Source organism: [Clostridium] aerotolerans DSM 5434, from assembly GCF_000687555.1.
In the GTDB taxonomy this organism is placed as follows: Bacteria; Bacillota; Clostridia; order Lachnospirales; family Lachnospiraceae; genus Lacrimispora; species Lacrimispora aerotolerans.
This window is the reverse complement of record NZ_JHWJ01000023.1, coordinates 25,728-42,812: the sequence shown is the minus strand read 5'-3', so window position 1 is coordinate 42,812 and position 17,085 is coordinate 25,728. Positions and strand designations below refer to the sequence as shown.

The window sequence follows — 17,085 nt, the reverse complement described above, 5'->3', positions numbered from 1 at the left end:
CCCTCAAAGAAGAAGTAGATTTAAAGAAGTAAAATGCTGGAAACCCAGATAAATAAAGGGTTTTCGACCATATGGGGGTATAGCTCAGCTGGGAGAGCGCTTGAATGGCATTCAAGAGGTCATGGGTTCGAATCCCACTATCTCCACTAAAACAATAAGCCACAGGCATGAAAGCTTGTGGCTTAAATTATAACTTATAGGGACGGGACACTTGGTAAATCAAGAGCAAAGAGGCACGTTTTCAGTTATTAAAATGTGCTTTTTTGCCATTAATCTAAGTTGAACTAATGATTATACTTTAGAAAACAGTAGTTATGTTTTCTTATACGGAGCTTGTTGAAGCGGTGATAATGATGACGTATTGTGGTTTGGATAAGAAAGCAGGGGTTAGACCACAAGATGTTGTGGGTTTCGACTGAAAAATGAGCAAAAAATGGGGCTAAAAAATGCGATTTTTAGCCCCGTTTTTTTGGCTTTTCCACGGATGACATAGGATAGTTAAAGGCAAAATCTTTCCAAAGTGCTTTTATAGATAGGGAAAAGGATGGGGTATTCATCGGCAAGGAGAACACTTGAATGGCATTTAAGAGGTCCACTTAGCTTAAAATATAAGCTACAGACATGACTGCTTGTGGCTATTATTTTCACTTATAGGATGGAACACTTGGTAAATCAGAGATAGAAATTAAAAGGCATGTTTTTAGTGGTGAGAATGTTCCTTATTTTATTTGCCGTTTTCATGGCTGATTGTGTATTATTGAAGATATGTAAAGATGACAATTTGACATTATAATTTGCAATTATCTATAAAACGAGACAATGAGTGGATATTCCATTTAAATAGTGCACTCTTTCCGGAAATTCAGAGCAGACTTACTATTTCTGTAAATATGTAAATTCTGGATTGTCAATTGAACCATATTTACATTGATTCATCAAGGATGCTAACGCACTGCAAGCAGCAAAGTCCTTGACAAACCAATGTAAATATAGAAACTGTAATCAACCAGAATATAACGAAATTCTACAATTTAAAAGATGCACTCGAGACCGGAAATACATGCTCTATTTAATTGGAAATGGGTGCACTGAAGTTTCGGAAGATATGCACTATTTAAACGGAATATCCAAATGAGGATAAAGATATTTATGGTAATAAATGTCTTGATTTACATTATGGAGAAGAATCTGATAATAGAATAATGAATTACGATTATTTTTAATTGAATAATTTTACAATTTATCATAAAATAAAATAAAATAAAGTATTGAAAGTCGCTAGAAATATTTGAAGAAGGTTATATTTTTGATATTCAGTGTCGCAAATCATGCAATAACTACGGGGATGGAACGACATATAAAGTTCCATTATACATATAAGTGGGGGAGGGGACTTTTTCTTGGACTTAACTTGCCAGTCCCAGACTACGTCTGTACTGTAATGGGCTCATTGCCCCGAGCGACATTTAGATACGTTTCTCATTATTCCAACATATATAGCGGTCTACTTAATTTGATAACCTTCTTTAGCGGGCGTTAAATTTTATTTAAAATGGAAGTCTATATTATCTTCCATAGTTCTGAAAAAATTACAATGTAATGCGAGAAGATTCTACTAAACGCAGAGATAAAGGCAAATGGTAGAAGACATTAATTTTAGTATTCATATGAAAACATAATACGAGTTAGGAGGAACTGGTATGCCAATCATCATGAATGTAGATTTCCCACAACCACTTTTTGATGCAATAGCCTCGAATAGTTTGGTTGTGTTTGCGGGTGCGGGAGTGTCGGTTGCAAAGCCTTCCAATTTAATGAGTTTTCAATCACTTGCTGAACAGATTGCATCTTGGACAGGCCAACAGGCACCAGCGAAGGAACTTGACACGTTTCTTGGGAAATTAGAGCACGACGGTGTATTAGTCCATGAGTCGGCTGCTCAGATTCTTAGAAATGAGAGTGGAGAGCCCAATAGTTTACATAAAAATTTGGTCCGTTTGTTTTCGTTACCTACAGAAATCCGAATTATAACTACAAATTTTGATCTCTTGTTTGAACAAGCTCTCGAATTGAGTGGAGAACTTAAGGACATCACGGTTTTCTCTGCCCCAGCGTTACCACGCGGGAGTAAGTTTAAGGGTATTGTTCATGTCCATGGTGATATTAATCATGCGAATGACATGGTTTTAACGGATACTGATTTTGGACGCGCCTACTTAACTGAAGGGTGGGCGAGGCGTTTTCTGGTAGATGTGTTTATGAACTATACGATTCTTTTTATAGGTTATAGCTACGACGACACTGTCATGAAGTATTTGACTCGCGCGATGCCTGTTAATTCAGATCATCCCAAGTACATCTTGGTTGGAGATAATGAGGACAATTCTAAATGGAGCTATTTGAACATCAAGCCAATTTTCTTCAAGAATGATAAAATGGATTTCATAAATGAATATGATTCGGTAAAGGGTCTTGCTAATCGATTATCGCGGGGCATCTTGGATTGGAATCAGCGAATGAAACAATTCGCGTTAGAAGATCCGCCAAATGATGTTGATTTCGTGACCGAGTTTTTACAGGCGATGGACAGAAATTACCTGGTTAAGACATTTGTGGAAACTACTCAGGATCCGAATTGGTTTTCGTTTCTTGCAAAAGAAGGTATGTTGGATTCACTATGCGGTTCTCAAAAGCTGTCTGAGCGAGACCGGATTCTCATGAGGTGGTGTGTAGATCACTTTATAGATACTGATGATGGATTGCTTGGATTTCTTGCAATACATGATTTTTCCTGCAATCGAGATATTGCAGGTTCATTAGGATGGGCTCTGTGTGAGCAGAAGCAATTGCCCAATGAGCTGTTCGCTAAGTGGATTGGAGTGCTATTCGGTCGCGAAGAACGTCTGCTAGATGATAATATGGTACTTCTGTTGCTGCAAGAATGCGTAAAAAGGGACTTGAAGCAGTTAGCAATGCTACTGTTTTCCTCTTTGATTCGAATTGAACTAAAGGGAAAGTCCGGAGGAATACTTGCATCGTTGAATCCAGAGAATCATCTGGGATATGAAGCGTATTGTGATATCACAACAGAGCCTTATTATGTGGAAGAGGCGTGGAAGACCTGTTTCTGTGAAAATCTATTGTTTTTTGCAAATCCTTTAATTGAACTTATATTTGACAAGATGGAACAGTGGACAATACAGGGATCTCTTTGGGAACTCAGCATTCTGAAAGAATCCGATATAGTATGGAATCGGCAGAATCTTGTTCGTCAACGTATGGATGAAGATACGGAAGTCGATGGTTATCGCATGGAAAGTGCGGCATATCATCTAGTGACGATTTGCCGTGAATGCATGACGTTTATTCTTTCAACACAAATAGAAAATCATCTTCACTATTCTCAGCGTATGATGTCTGCAAATTCACCTTTACTCCGACGGTTGGGAATATACTCTCTGGCTAGAACGCCACTGCTTACTTCAGACCAGATAGTACAATATCTCATGGATAAGCTATCACTTGCGAGATCTACTGAAAAAGCTGAATTATACCTATTGTTTCAGCTGAATTATCCGACTCTTTCTGACGGCATGAAGACTCAAGTATTGGATCGGATTCAGAAGGATGCAGGGAAAGCACATATAGAAAAGGAAGAGTATGCAGATCGCGATGTATATGAATGGGTTCATTGGCTGCTACGAGTTTGTAAGAATCAAGGTAACCTTCAGCTTGTCGCTGCAGAGTTATCAAAAAAATATCCACATTGGATGCCTCGAGAAAATCCGGACTTGTTCATGTGGAGTTCATCAGGTTTTATTAACCAATCAAGTCCAATTTCTGTTGAAGAACTGTTGAGTTCTCCTCCAAGTGATAATTTAAATATTATGATTCATTTTGATGATCATTCATTTGAAGGACCGGATAGAGAAGGATTGAAAATTGTGATTTCAGAAGCCATTCAGAAAGATATGGGGTGGTCCTTGCAATTGGCCCATTGCTTGACTGATGGAAAGCTTTTTGAAACCGATTTGTGGGATACGTTACTTCAAGCATGGAAGAATTCCGATGAACTCACCTCTCAGATTGTGAGTCTTATTCCATTCCTTGAAAATCCGTCAGTTTTAGAAGGTAGAGTCAAGAATTGTGCTGCCATCTTACTGCAGTGTGCCGAAAAAAGCGATAATCTGTCAGAAGAAGTTATTAAAACTATGCATGACGTGAGTGAGAAAATGTTACGTACGAAATCACTACAGGGAACGACTGATATAGGAGAAGACCGTTTGATTTGTGCTATTGATTCTACGACAGGAACATTGTGTGAGTTTTGGATTCGGGAAGTATCATTGTTGAAGGCGGGAGATTTAGAACGGCGTCTTTCAGATACCTTCAAGGCTTTGTTTGAAGAACTTATTTCAAATCCGAATGAAATTGGAAGACAGTCGCGACCGATTCTGTGCAGTCAGTATTCGTTTTTAAGTACCTTGGATTATCACTGGAGCAAGGAAAATATTCTTCCACTTTTTTTAAGCGAAGATGATGAGCTGTTCCTAGAAGCGTGGCACGGATTCTTGTCTTGGGGCAGGATTCACATGAAAATTGCAGAGGATATCGAGCAACCCTTTGTGGTAGCTTTGAACAGATTTTCACTGTTCTCAGAAGATTATCAAAAGAGGTTCACTCATCACCTGACAGTGTTGATGATTTATTTCTGCGAGCAACCGCTGGGCAAGCTTATATCGCAATTGTTTTCTGTTGGAGGGCTTAAGACAAGAACGGAGTTTGCACATCAGGTGGATGCCTCGTTGCAGTCTATGAATGAGGAAGCGACTCGAACACTTTGGAATAGGTGGTTGAAGTTGTATTGGGAAAAGAGAATTTTACAAATGCCCATGGCTTTGGATGACGAAGAAATCAACATTATGATTGACTGGTTGCAATTTCTAGGTCCGGTATTCTCTGAAGCAGTTGACATAGCGATTAAGATGAGGCCGACTAAAAATCTGAGACATAGGATTTTATACAATTTCAAGGATAACCCTATAGTTAAGGGTCAATTTAATGCTGTAGCTAAGCTGCTACAGTTTCTTGCTCCCTACTGCTCTTCATATGAATATAGTTACTTTATGAACATATACGATGCTCTCGAGGGAGTGGACACTGATGTACAGCTGGGATTGGAGCGTGTGATGGTGGAGTGTGGTATTTCTAAAAGGGGATGAGAGTACAAGCGGAAATTGTAGGCTTTTTTAAATTTTGTGATTATCGTATACGGATGTTATATATGAGGTCATTTAGTATTATAAAGATAATGAATTTGAATTAGAGGCACTTAACCAAGCACAGAAGAAATTAAAGCAGAAAATAAAAGGATATTATCCAGTATTCTCTTTTTATCCTTAATGCTAAGAAATAGATACAAATGAAAAGTATAAGCGAACTAAGGAGTTTGTGACCTTACTGTTGGTGGCAATTGCAAACTGAAGACTATTTACATTAGGGGTGAAGAAGTTGTGGTAAATGGGCATACAATAAAAAGGGCAGAATTATCTAATATTAATGCTTTATATAATCTAAATAAAGCATTTAATGGTGATTATACAACTGAGGAGTTAGTAAAAGATTCCCTGCTGAATAATAAACAAGAAATAGTCCTGATTGCATATACAGATGATACTCTAGCTGGATTTTTATGTGGACTAATACGCCATTCAATGTGCTATAAAACATTACATGGCGAGGTGAGTGAATTGTTTGTTCATGAAGAGTGCCTCGACAAGGTAAGCTAAAAGGATTACATGGTGGTGATAAATTCAAGTCAGTTATTGCACTAATTATTTGTGGTTATGGAGAACGCCCGTCATTTACGTTGCTATCTATTATAATTTCTACTCTTCTATTTTGATTGTTATATATGTTCAGTGGCATAGATGCAGGCGGAGAAAAACACCCGAAGCTGGCAACAATGCTGTTTATAGCCCATTCTGGAGCAACTGCTATAAATGCTGGCAAAGTTTATTTTACGAAGAATCCGATGGCAATCAATTATCCACAGTGGATCGCATTTGTCAAATACTCATATAAGCAAATCAAATGGGTTCTACTCGAAAAATCGGAAGCAAGGGATGCTTATGTCAGTGGAAAACTATATGATGACTTAAAGGGAACCTGTTTCATGGTCGATAAGTGCTTTGAAAAATTTTCTTCCGGGTACATAGTAGTATTTGATAGCCCTTAAACATAAAGCAACAAGTTTTTGATCTATTAACTGTATGTAGTTGCAGAATTTTGATTTGGAGGTGGTATATATGGAAAAAATGAGAGGTCGAATTGTTAACATAGAAAAACACCAGAGTCTTGCTACTTATATTAAGCAAGGTATAAAAGGACCTGATCAATATAAGTATGACAACTATCCTGGCGGAAATGGCACATATGTTACTGGAGGCGAGTATTATGGAACGGTGTTAAATGTTAAAATAAAAGTATATGATATTGATAGAAGTATTACTTTTGATGTGTATGAAATTATTTTGTCTTTAGCTGGAAAAAAGAGAATATCGCCACAATTGCTTGAAGTTATAGAATCTCATGAAGGTGACAGGGTGGATGTTTACACAAATGATGGCATTAATTTTAGCTTTGATGCAAGTGTCTTATTGACAGCCAAATAGATAAACTTTTGTTCGAAGGTTTAGGGAAAAGTGGATATATTTCCACGTACACATGAAATGGTAGTGGATATGTTTCCGGCAACGGACGAGGTTGACCTGTGGCACAAGACGTACTTACAATCAATTCGTCCCATTTTAACTTATGATAATGTATTAGAAAACGGTTGATATGTTTTAATATAGAGAAATAAGAGACTAAGTTTTGGGAAATGTTCCATAAAACTAAGTCTCTTTATTTATGACAATTATGGAAAAATTTTGACCAAAGATGTATAATTAACTATAATCATATTGAAACAAGACGCTAGAAAAGAATGCGTAAAGAAAAGATCTTAGAATAAAGAATTTGGAGAACTGTTTAATGGCATATGAGAAGAAAAATATTAGAGCTGTAATTGAAGATATAAATAGTCGCAAGATTTACCTTCCGGCTATACAAAGAAAATATGTTTGGGATGATGATCAGATAACACGACTGATGGATTCAATCATGCTTGGATACCCTGTAGGAACATTCCTTTTCTGGAGGGTAAGAAAGTCAATCGTAAACGAGAAAGAGTACTCTATGTACGAGTTCATAAAAGACTTCCATGAAAGGGATATGTATAAGAATCCTGCAGCCCCACAGCCTTTTCCTGGCGGAGATGGTGAGGAAAGCATATGGGCGGTCCTTGATGGTCAGCAGCGTTTAACATCGCTTTATATAGCATTACAAGGAAGCATGGGGCGTAAGATACCTATGAAGCGTTGGAAAAATGATGATGCTTTTCCGAAGAAGGAACTATATTTTAACCTTCACAGCAAGAAAACTGATGATGAGGATCTTTCGTATGAGTTCATATTTCTTACTGCTAATGAAGCACAGAATCCCAAAGATGATAAACTGTGGTATTTAGTCAAAAACATCCTAAAATATACGCAATCAGAGCTTGTAAAGGAAGTCATCATTAAAAATGGATGGGTGGCTGATGACCTGGCGATGGATAATATATCATTGCTGCATTCAAAACTTACCGGCGATGAGATAATAAACTATTTTGAAGTCAGCGCTGATTCGATTGACAGTGTGTTGGACATCTTTGTGCGCGTTAATTCCGGAGGAACAGTTTTATCTAAGAGTGACCTTTTGTTTTCAACTATTGTCTCTCACTGGGATAAGGCAAGAGACGAAATAGATAAGCTACTAGCTGAAATAAATAAGATTGGAGAAGGATATAAATTCACAAATGATTTTGTAATGCGTGCTTGCCTGTATCTTTTAGATATGTCTGTAACATTAAGAGTAGAGACCTTCAAAAAGGATAGTGTATTAAGAATAAAAGATAATTGGGGAGCAATCCGTACTGCAGTAAAAGATACTGTAGATTTGCTAAATGAATTTGGATTTAACTCAGAGAACATAATTTCATATGTTGCAGTAACACCTATTGTTTACTATAGATTTAAAGGCGGTGCATTTGACGCGGACAGTAAATCAGAATTAAGAAAATACATTGTAATAGCACAAGTTAAACAAATATTTGGTGCAGCAACTAATTCAGCGCTTACCAATATTAGAGAAGCACTTAAGATTTGGCCATATAATTCGTTCAAAATGGGCCATTTATCAAATGTGCGTTTTACAGGGGATAGAAGCTTGCGTTATACATCAGATGAGATTGATACGTTATTTGATACGTACGAGATTGGTGCATATACATTTATGCTATTGTCACTCCTGTATCCAAATTTGAAGTACAGCCAGAAAGGGTTTCATCAAGATCATATGCATCCTCACTCAAGCTTTGAAGGAAAAAAACTTAATGATATTGTGTTGCCAGATAATACGGTAATTGATGATGAGAAAAAAGAAGAATGGCGACGTAGAAGAAATACACTCGCAAATCTTCAATTGCTTGAGGGTCGAGAAAATGAAAGTAAAAATGCTACTCCTTTAGAAGACTGGCTTAAGGTACCTGAGAACAGTGATAATGTTAAGTATCTGCCTACTGATGTAGTTTATGATTTGGCGCACTTTGAAGAGTTTATTGAAAAGAGACAGAAGCTGATGAGCGATGCGCTTAAGGCAATTTTATTATAAACCGTAGTTTTGCAGAAAGGAAATAGATGACAATGAGCGAAACAATAACAGAACAGAAAGTACTTAATAAGTTGGATATACCAGATTTTAGGCACATGACAAAAGATAAGGTGATGGGCTTTGCGTCAATGCTACCGGATATGGATCCTGAAGTAGCTAAAAAAGCATTGGGATAGTTTCTGGAGTTTGCAAAAACAATATGAAATAACAATAAATTTCATGAAAAAGGATTAGAGGAAAACGCAGCAAGCACAAAAGTTTGCTATAATGCTTGCAATGTAATAATTGAATCTTTAGAAAAACTTCTTGAAAAAGAGGACTTATCATATAAGGAACGTAAAGATATTACAGATAAAAGATTGAAGTTTCTAAAATAATGAGTAATATAGATTCAGAAAACAAGGACTGTACTATAAAAGCGTTAGCAATTGCAAGTTTAGCGATAGCGGTTATTTCTGGTGGAATGATTGCAGTTCTTGAGGGAAAAACAAATATTAATCAGAAAAAAAATAACACTGAATAAGAACTCGGAGTTTACAATTATTAAGCGGAGAGAGGGATATGAATGTGAGGTAAGATATGCTAATGTTTCAGATAATGTCATTTTGGGATGGAATGAGAATACCACGTAGCAAATTAAAATGCAGATTTGAATTCTTTTTTGGGAAAAAACATTGTAGAGTTGAAGATAGACAAGAAGCAATAAAGATTCTTATGAATATTACTTCAACAATACAAAAAGAAATGGTTGCTCGTTTAAATGTGGAGAGTACATATGGATTACTTTTGAAGTTGTATTTTATGTTTGATGAAGTGCATTCTCTTTATTTGACAGAAAAAGAAATTAGAGCAGAATTGGTAGAACAGAATATTAATGACGAAGCTGTGGTTGAGGCATTTACTGTTAATAGGAATATCGAAAGAGATATAATAGATGCTTGTAATATTTGGATTGAAAATTGTGTGTTGTATCAACATGATTTAGATATTAGAAAATTAAATGTCAAAAAAGAATTTGTAATGGATTACTCTTTAATAATAGATATGTATTTATACGGTTTTGCATCTCGTTCGATTTCACTTCTTATGTTATCTAAAGAGATTGGAGAAGAAAATACATTCTATGGATTGGAGATAACTCAAGGAGAAGATATACCAGCAGAAGTTCTGAAATATCATCCGTATATTTATTTTAACACTGCTATTGTGGGTAATCAAAACGTACTGGTTGATAGACCATTGACTCCAGAGGCAAACGATACAGAGTTTGGGAAAGGTTTTTTTGATGAAAATAAAGTGCAGTTTTTATTGTTTCTGGCAACAATAAAAAGTTTTCACGAGGATCAACTGCGGAGAGATGATAAATCATTGACTGTAATTACTAAGGAAACATTCATTTCCTTAGTAGAAAATTATACTAATTCGAAAATAGAAGATGGCGAAGCCTTTTACAAAAGCTTTGTTTTGACAAAAGAGAAAATAAAGCAGCATTTGAGAAAAAAGGAAGAAATAGTATGGATTGTAGGAGCCAATAAATATAGACATGAACTCAGACCGTTTATTGGTTTGGATGACGGAAATGTTCTTATTGCATATGGAGCATTAGAACAAGCAAAGCAGCTATGGGTATCCTATTTTAGTAATGGTGGAATGTGCTATACTAATCCTAAAAATCCAGATAGCTTGACCCGGGCGATGGAAAAGAGAAATAAGGAATTGTCAGATATTCTGGTGGTTAAAGCAAGAGAAATACTGAAGAAGCATTACACTCCTAAAGTTGATTATAAAGATGTTCAATACTATAGAATTTTTGGAGAACGTTCAATTAATTACGGAGATTTTGACATTGTCTACTTTGACGAAAGTAAGAAAGAACTTATTTTAATTGAATCGAAGTATTTTTCTGATTCACTAAATTCAAGTGGAATGGTGACAGATTATCATAAAATATTTGAAAAAGATGGCTATTATGATCACTGTAGGAGAAGATACGATTTAGTATTAGCAGAGCCACAAAAAATCAAAGAATTTTTGGATACTAAAGAGGAGATATCAGTTCATATGCTGTTTCTGTCATCGAAACCAATTGAGATGGAATTTCAAGATAAAGACGGAGTTGTAACGTGTTTATCATTGGACCTTCTTGAAAAGTATATTACAGGAAATTTAATAGATGGAGAAACAGATGAGGTAATGCGTCCTGTGAAAAAGTTATGAATTAAGTAAGGGACAGTGAGTGTATTACGATATGATAATTAATAGGTCGCAGACATGAAAGTTTGTGACCTAAATTATAAGGGTAAGGCACTTGATAGATCAAGGCTAAAAAGATACATTTTCATTTTGAGTCTTAATGTGCTTTTTTTATATAAGCTTTTATTTGACACTTACTTACTAGATTAGGTATCGAAAAAAACAGGTTGGCATGTTATAATTAGTACAGTCTTTTATATAGAAGTATATTGAGGTAGAAAATGGGATTTTTTATCATGATATTATTGATTATTTGTATACACTTCCTGAACATATTAAACCGCATTCCTATCCAATTAAGCGGTTGGTAAAGGGAAATCGTACTTTTAATTTTAGTTGTCCGGTCATGCTGGGAAGTCCAAATAGAACATGCACACAGGGGCTTTCTCATAAAGAAGCGATATCTAGTTGCTCAATAGATGTTTTTGAAGAACAAGTGAAATTATGCAAAGTGGGCGCGCCATTAGATTCAACAATAGATGCTTGGGCATTAAGTTTATTAAGGGACATAAGGGAGAGAGCTGATGATTCAAGTGTAATAGATGAATTATTAAGCTATTATAAGGACCGTGATTTAGCGGTACAGAGAAACTATTCGTTTGAATCTATTCCATCAGTACTGGTAGTTGTTACAGATAGCAGGCTGTCACAGCAATGATAATGATGGTGAATAATAAGAGCTTAAACAAGACTCACATGTACCTTTTTTACATACTTGACATATGTATAATCTATAATCCTATTACAGAAGAAAAGTAACTAAATTATTGGAGAAATAAATTAGTGTACTAAAATTTAGGACATGAGGGACAAAACTTTCATGTCATTTTATATATATTAAATATTAGAAAAATTTAGTTCTTTTTGTTGAAACAAAGATCCTAAAGATATACAATTATAATGTTAAAGATTGCAATGAGCGTAGTATTGATAACGAATGCCAAACGAGTGAAAATTTCTTGTCAAGTGATATTCGCAGATATAGATAATATCGATTAATGATTATAACCCTAATATGGGAGTAAAGAATATGGCTAAGGTATAATTAATTGGTTTTTCAAGGTAGACTGAAAGGTCAATTTTAAAAGATGACTATGATGCCATCTGACTCTGGAAAGCCGTTGAGTGTCTAGGAGTGTGAGCTAATACATCAATTTCCGGATGCGTAAGTTTTTAGTGGAACGACGGCAGCTAAATATCGGCAAATCGGCAATGTACCCATTGATATGGGAAAAAGGATTGGAAAAACGATTATTGCCCCAGTTAACAAATACTGTGTTTGAATAAACTAAGCGTTTTAAAGAAGCTAATTCTGATTGGGAGAAATTACTGGAACTCTGTTCGGGGAATTGACAAAAATGTGTGTGAAGTGGGGGGTGAAATGTATGAAATATGCAATTGATCGCATCAGAATCGGTTCCGAAGAAGAAGTGAGTGCTGATGAGTATTATAACTTGTATATACCCCAAAGAAAAATACGTTTTTTCTGCCCAGAATGTGGAGAACCCGTCTTTTGGAGATCTAGGGGAGGAACTCAACCGAATAAATTCTGCCATTATACAAAAATGGCATCATCACCAGAGTGTGATAAACGTGTAGATGGAAGATCTGAACTGAACCTCTACGAAAGAGTGGGGCTTCCGATGAGTTTAATACGACTGGGGGAATCCAATTTCCGCATAAACATTATGTTCCCAGCAATAGGAGAAAGACTTCTTGAGATAGCATCAAGACAAAAGTTAAAAATATGTATATCGGGTTATGGAAAAGATAGGATATTTCCAATCAATCATACTTATTTTCGGGAAGATGCTACAACGATGCTACCCGTAGATTTTGTACCCCAATGGGGGACAAACTATTCTATACAGGTCGATGCCGGATACGAAATTAAAAGAAAATGGTCTGATTATTCGGATGGATTTGCTCAGGGCGGCGCGATATTTACATACGAAGAAACTGGAGGGAAGAAAATAAGACGTGGTGACAGTATTTCGCCCGGACGGCTGTACTATATTGTTACGAAACAGTTTCATTCCCCTTATAGTGAAATTAAGACCGAGCGTATAGGATCGATACGACTGAATGAATGTAATTATTTGGTATACACCGCTTCGGTCAATGTATCTATCGACGATGAGAATAGGTTTACAGTGATTAGCAACTATCTGAAATCTCAGTTTGGAGTTTTGTTACTGGAAACAGCACCGGAATTGATTGTGCTTTGGCCTCCGGTGACGGAGCAGGATGTGTTGGTGCCAACAAAAAACACATCGGTCATTTATTGTGGAGTATCAAGTGGGAACACTGTTCCCAAAGTTTATTCTTACAATTCTAATATTGTTTCTCCCCTTATTATTAATCAGGACGGTAATGGTGTGAATGCATTGGTACTACCAATTTATAAACATGAAACGGTAGTTTCGGTAGATAGAAAGTATATAGGCAGAGAGATTATATTTCGGAAAAAGCTGCTTGCTATTGAAGATTATGCCTACGAGATTGCTATTGAGAAGCAAGATGGTACGGCTCTTGATTTTGAGGCATTAACATCCATTTCCCTATCATCTGATCTAGTTTTAAAAAGTAATGCCAAAATGGAGTTGTATATTGGGAGTCATGACAAAACCTATTTACATGTACCAATCCGCAGTTCCTATACAACTATACCAGCCAGACGAAACCCAGCGGAAATAATTTTTGTTGTTGAAAACGGGATCTTGCAGCAGTATGGAACTAATACCATACAGGAGCTAAGCATAAACGAGCAGAATGTACTGCGTCAAATCAATAAAAATTGTATAGGAGAGTATGTTCCTGCTCCGCGATGGATTGGATTTCTATTGTCTGAGTGGCAAAGAAATGGGCACGGTACTTTGTCTTTCGCTGTTCGGAGATATATACACAACGGGAAAATTCCACGAGGGTTGCTAAAGATACTTCAAGTTTCAGTAAAAATGCAAGAATGATAATGCTGCAAAATAATGTGTTGTAAACACATAAATTTTGAAAGGATATTGCTTATGAAACAAATAGATATATTAAAGGCAAAATACATAAAGCAAGATAAGATTATGCCTTTTACATGTGCTCGGTGTAGTGAGCAGAAAGCAGCAAAAAAATACGCAGAGTGTATTATAGATGGTGTAACACTCCAAATTTGTAACGGTTGCTATGGATACTTGAAATCTGTTCAGAGGCAGACAGGCAATAATAATACCGATAGTGAAGAGATGGCTTTGTGTGATTTTCCCAGTCTGGTGCTCACGGAGGGAGTGAAAGCATCAAAGAAAGAAGCCGTACTTTTTGACCTGACAGACGAGGAAATCGTGTATGTTAGTCGTTTGGTTACCCCAAAAGAAATTCGCACCTATTTCCAGAAACATCCGAAGGAATTTGCAAAAATTCGACCTGGATTCCGGGTGAATTCTTTGTCAGATGATGATACCATTACGCTTGTTTGTAAAAACTCGAATAGCCCTTTTGTTGCCTCATTTTTGAAAAAATGGATTGATAAATGGTTGCTGCAGATCCAAGAGTGTCGTAATGACCTGGATCAGAAAGGTGCTTCGCCCCAAGAATCATTACTGCTTGCCATTTCTACGAGCATTTTTTCGGACAACATTGATTTGTTTTTCAAAATTTCAGACGAGGAATATTTAGTTGAATATATTGCTTTGGTGAAGGCAGCATTATTGCTACTTAAGGATAAATCCGTGGTGAAGGAAAGTGATAATGGTGCAGCAGTTGCGCTAGATCAGCATGATGCATCTGAACTTTCTGCGGTGAAAGAGAAAAACGCTGAGTTACTGGCGTTGATAGAACAACTGCGACAGAAAATAGAAGTAGAAAAGGTATTATACAGTAGAATACAGGAATCATTGGCTAATGCTAAAGTAGAAAAGACAACTATGCAACAGGACTTGGATGCGGAGGTTGCACAAAATATTACGCTTGCTGAAAAAGTGCAGGTAATGCAGGCGGAACTGGATCATTTTTATGAGCTAACAAAATATACCGATACAGAAGCGGAAGATGCTTATAATAATGAATACGAATATGCCTCAATCTGTGAGGTTTTTTTAGACTACTACTCTGGGCAAATGTGGTTGTCCCGTTTGGCAGACATAAAGGACGGAAAAATCACTCGTTTCACCAAGAATGAAGTTGCACCACATTATTTTAAAAACCGGGATCGTCTCTTTTGGAAGAATGGTCCGAGAGAGGAGGGATTTATTGGCATTTGGCAGTGGAATGCTGCACCTAATAAATCCGATCCGTCTACTGACTATGTAACTACAGCATATGCTGACAATGCCAAAATTATTGAAGTTATTGAGCTTTCCGAATGCCGGAGATATGAGGATATTGCTCAAGCTTTGAAAAGCAATATTTTTTCTCCAACACAGGGGAGAAAGTGTCTTTTTATCTGTCGAGATAATGCTGGTCAAATAATTGGTTTGCTGTGTAATGAGCGAGATTTTGATGTTAATAATGGAAATGCAAAGTTAAAATCCACGGTTTACACACTGCCACGGTTTGAAATAACTTCGACCGATATCCTAACAGTCGCTGGAAAAAAGATATATGGCTTTACCAGCTTAGGCATGTCCAAAGGAGTATTTCAGATTAGGAATCCGATGGACGTTGTAAAAGATGTTATAATTTTGCGCGCTACAAGCGCTGTACTCCGGCAGCAAGGGCTAAGTAAAAAAGAAGCGCAACACTGCCAAAGTTTCTTGAAGAATCTGCCACTCCAGACGATATTCCAGGAGATCGCTGATGCCTACGCTTGTACAGAAGCTGAGGCTCAGGAATATGTTTTGACATTTATCGAACAGGCCGATTCCTATTTAGCAGAAAATGATTTAGATATTGGAACGCTTGCTGTTGCATTGGATCATAATAAAGAACTAGTAAACAAATGCAAAGATTTGCTGACGGCTACTTGGGAATCTGAAAATGCTGAAAGATTGTATTATGCACAACAACAACTTGATGAGATAGAAAGTGCAGTTACTGCGCGACGTATGGAAGTTGAAGCACTCGAATCTTCTTATAGCATTCTGCAGGATAAGAAGGCAGAAGTTCAAGTGGCAATTGATGAGAAAATTGCATTGGTCAACGATGTGGAGCGGAAAATAGCAGAACGTATTGCTACCGCACGGAAGAACGCATCGGACTTCATTTGCGAAATGGCATTTTCCACTCCTGCATTCGCAACGGAAGAGTATTCCATGGCGGTAAATTCTTCTCTGAGAATGGTTTTAACCACGCGAAGGATTGATGGAATACAGGGTGAAGAAATAACAGATGTAGAAACGTTTGTTGACGAATTAGCAGATAATCTGAGTGCGGTAGGGTATGATGATATCATAGCAACCTATATGGCTCAGATGATCACATTTTGTATCGAAAATCGCTTGCCGATCGTATGTGGTACAAATGCTCTCAAAATAGCTGATTGTGTTGCGGCAATGTTTGGAAATGTGGGGGCATACACAACATCGCAATCTATAAGCCAGCCGGACTGTTCTGGTATTTGTGCAGCAATTCAAAACGCGTCCGTTGATAAGAAGTGTGTAGTTGTGGTAAATGGAGTGTTTGATGGGTTGAGCCTGAACGGCTTCAACGAAATCACACTTCAGTCGGAAATCTGGAGAAATAACGTTGTCCTGATATTTCCATTGAATGGTGTTACTGTTAATATGATTCCTAGTTATGTTTGGGGTCAAACTATGTTCATTGATGGGGATACAGGGCTGGATTATATGGGGACAGAGAATATTTCCATACATACAACAATTGTTGAGTTTGGCATTAGATGCACATCTGAGGAAACAACAAGCAAGAGAAAACAATTGAAAAACCTTTCTAGCATAATTAGTAATACCGCAATGCTAAACTATGCCAAATTTATGGCAGAAACCGATAGTACACTAAAGGATAATACTCAGATTTTGACGCAAATCACACTTCATGCGCTGTCTACAGGAAAAAAAGAACTGTTACTGAGAGAACTTTCGTCTATTGGTATCGATTTAGAGGCAAACAAAGAAATATCGCGGTATCTGTGAG

General features: G+C 36.8%; 10 protein-coding genes and 1 tRNA gene. All 11 read left to right on the top strand.

Annotated elements, in window-relative coordinates:
* Positions 1-73: 73 nt before the first annotated feature.
* The 11 genes from T546_RS0121425 to T546_RS0121375 all read left to right on the top strand — a co-directional run bounded on the left by T546_RS0121425 (position 74) and on the right by T546_RS0121375 (position 17,084).
* Positions 74-146: transfer RNA gene (locus T546_RS0121425), tRNA-Ala, on the top strand.
* A 1,554-nt stretch (positions 147-1,700) separates the two neighbouring features.
* Positions 1,701-5,222, top strand: a complete 3,522-nt coding sequence (locus T546_RS0121420) for a DUF4020 domain-containing protein (RefSeq protein WP_026893381.1) — start codon at positions 1,701-1,703, stop codon at positions 5,220-5,222.
* Between the two features lie 291 nt (positions 5,223-5,513).
* Positions 5,514-5,789 carry a hypothetical protein gene (locus tag T546_RS0121415; RefSeq protein WP_026893380.1) on the top strand — a complete coding sequence of 92 codons (276 nt, stop codon included), beginning with the start codon at positions 5,514-5,516 and terminating at the stop codon, positions 5,787-5,789.
* Positions 5,790-5,914: 125 nt separating this feature from the next.
* Positions 5,915-6,238 (top strand): hypothetical protein, encoded by a 324-nt coding sequence (locus T546_RS25740; protein ID WP_026893379.1) that lies wholly within the window; start codon positions 5,915-5,917, stop codon positions 6,236-6,238.
* Positions 6,239-6,308: 70 nt separating this feature from the next.
* Positions 6,309-6,674 carry a hypothetical protein gene (locus T546_RS0121405; RefSeq protein ID WP_026893378.1) on the top strand — a complete coding sequence of 122 codons (366 nt, stop codon included), beginning with the start codon at positions 6,309-6,311 and terminating at the stop codon, positions 6,672-6,674.
* A 361-nt stretch (positions 6,675-7,035) separates the two neighbouring features.
* Positions 7,036-8,754, top strand: coding sequence for a DUF262 domain-containing protein (locus T546_RS0121400; RefSeq protein ID WP_026893377.1), 1,719 nt, complete (start codon positions 7,036-7,038; stop codon positions 8,752-8,754).
* 32 nt (positions 8,755-8,786) lie between these two features.
* Positions 8,787-8,930, top strand: coding sequence for a hypothetical protein (locus T546_RS25425; RefSeq protein WP_156951394.1), 144 nt, complete (start codon positions 8,787-8,789; stop codon positions 8,928-8,930).
* 200 nt (positions 8,931-9,130) lie between these two features.
* Positions 9,131-9,277 carry a hypothetical protein gene (locus T546_RS25420; protein WP_156951393.1) on the top strand — a complete coding sequence of 49 codons (147 nt, stop codon included), beginning with the start codon at positions 9,131-9,133 and terminating at the stop codon, positions 9,275-9,277.
* Between the two features lie 74 nt (positions 9,278-9,351).
* Positions 9,352-10,971 (top strand): hypothetical protein, encoded by a 1,620-nt coding sequence (locus tag T546_RS0121385; RefSeq protein WP_166429846.1) that lies wholly within the window; start codon positions 9,352-9,354, stop codon positions 10,969-10,971.
* A gap of 1,421 nt (positions 10,972-12,392) precedes the next feature.
* Positions 12,393-13,976 carry a hypothetical protein gene (locus T546_RS0121380; protein WP_026893375.1) on the top strand — a complete coding sequence of 528 codons (1,584 nt, stop codon included), beginning with the start codon at positions 12,393-12,395 and terminating at the stop codon, positions 13,974-13,976.
* 54 nt (positions 13,977-14,030) lie between these two features.
* A complete protein-coding gene (locus T546_RS0121375) occupies positions 14,031-17,084 on the top strand; it encodes a hypothetical protein (RefSeq protein ID WP_026893374.1) in 3,054 nt (1,017 codons plus the stop codon).
* Position 17,085 lies beyond the last annotated feature (1 nt).

What these genes read in the sequence shown, in the direction of transcription:
- T546_RS0121420 (WP_026893381.1), top strand. Translation starts at nt 1,701, where the DNA reads ATGCCAATCATCATGAATGTAGATTTCCCACAACCACTTTTTGATGCA.
- T546_RS25740 (WP_026893379.1), top strand. Translation starts at nt 5,915, where the DNA reads ATGTTCAGTGGCATAGATGCAGGCGGAGAAAAACACCCGAAGCTGGCA.
- T546_RS0121405 (WP_026893378.1), top strand. Translation starts at nt 6,309, where the DNA reads ATGGAAAAAATGAGAGGTCGAATTGTTAACATAGAAAAACACCAGAGT.
- T546_RS0121400 (WP_026893377.1), top strand. Translation starts at nt 7,036, where the DNA reads ATGGCATATGAGAAGAAAAATATTAGAGCTGTAATTGAAGATATAAAT.
- T546_RS25425 (WP_156951394.1), top strand. Translation starts at nt 8,787, where the DNA reads ATGAGCGAAACAATAACAGAACAGAAAGTACTTAATAAGTTGGATATA.
- T546_RS25420 (WP_156951393.1), top strand. Translation starts at nt 9,131, where the DNA reads ATGAGTAATATAGATTCAGAAAACAAGGACTGTACTATAAAAGCGTTA.
- T546_RS0121385 (WP_166429846.1), top strand. Translation starts at nt 9,352, where the DNA reads ATGTCATTTTGGGATGGAATGAGAATACCACGTAGCAAATTAAAATGC.
- T546_RS0121380 (WP_026893375.1), top strand. Translation starts at nt 12,393, where the DNA reads ATGAAATATGCAATTGATCGCATCAGAATCGGTTCCGAAGAAGAAGTG.
- T546_RS0121375 (WP_026893374.1), top strand. Translation starts at nt 14,031, where the DNA reads ATGAAACAAATAGATATATTAAAGGCAAAATACATAAAGCAAGATAAG.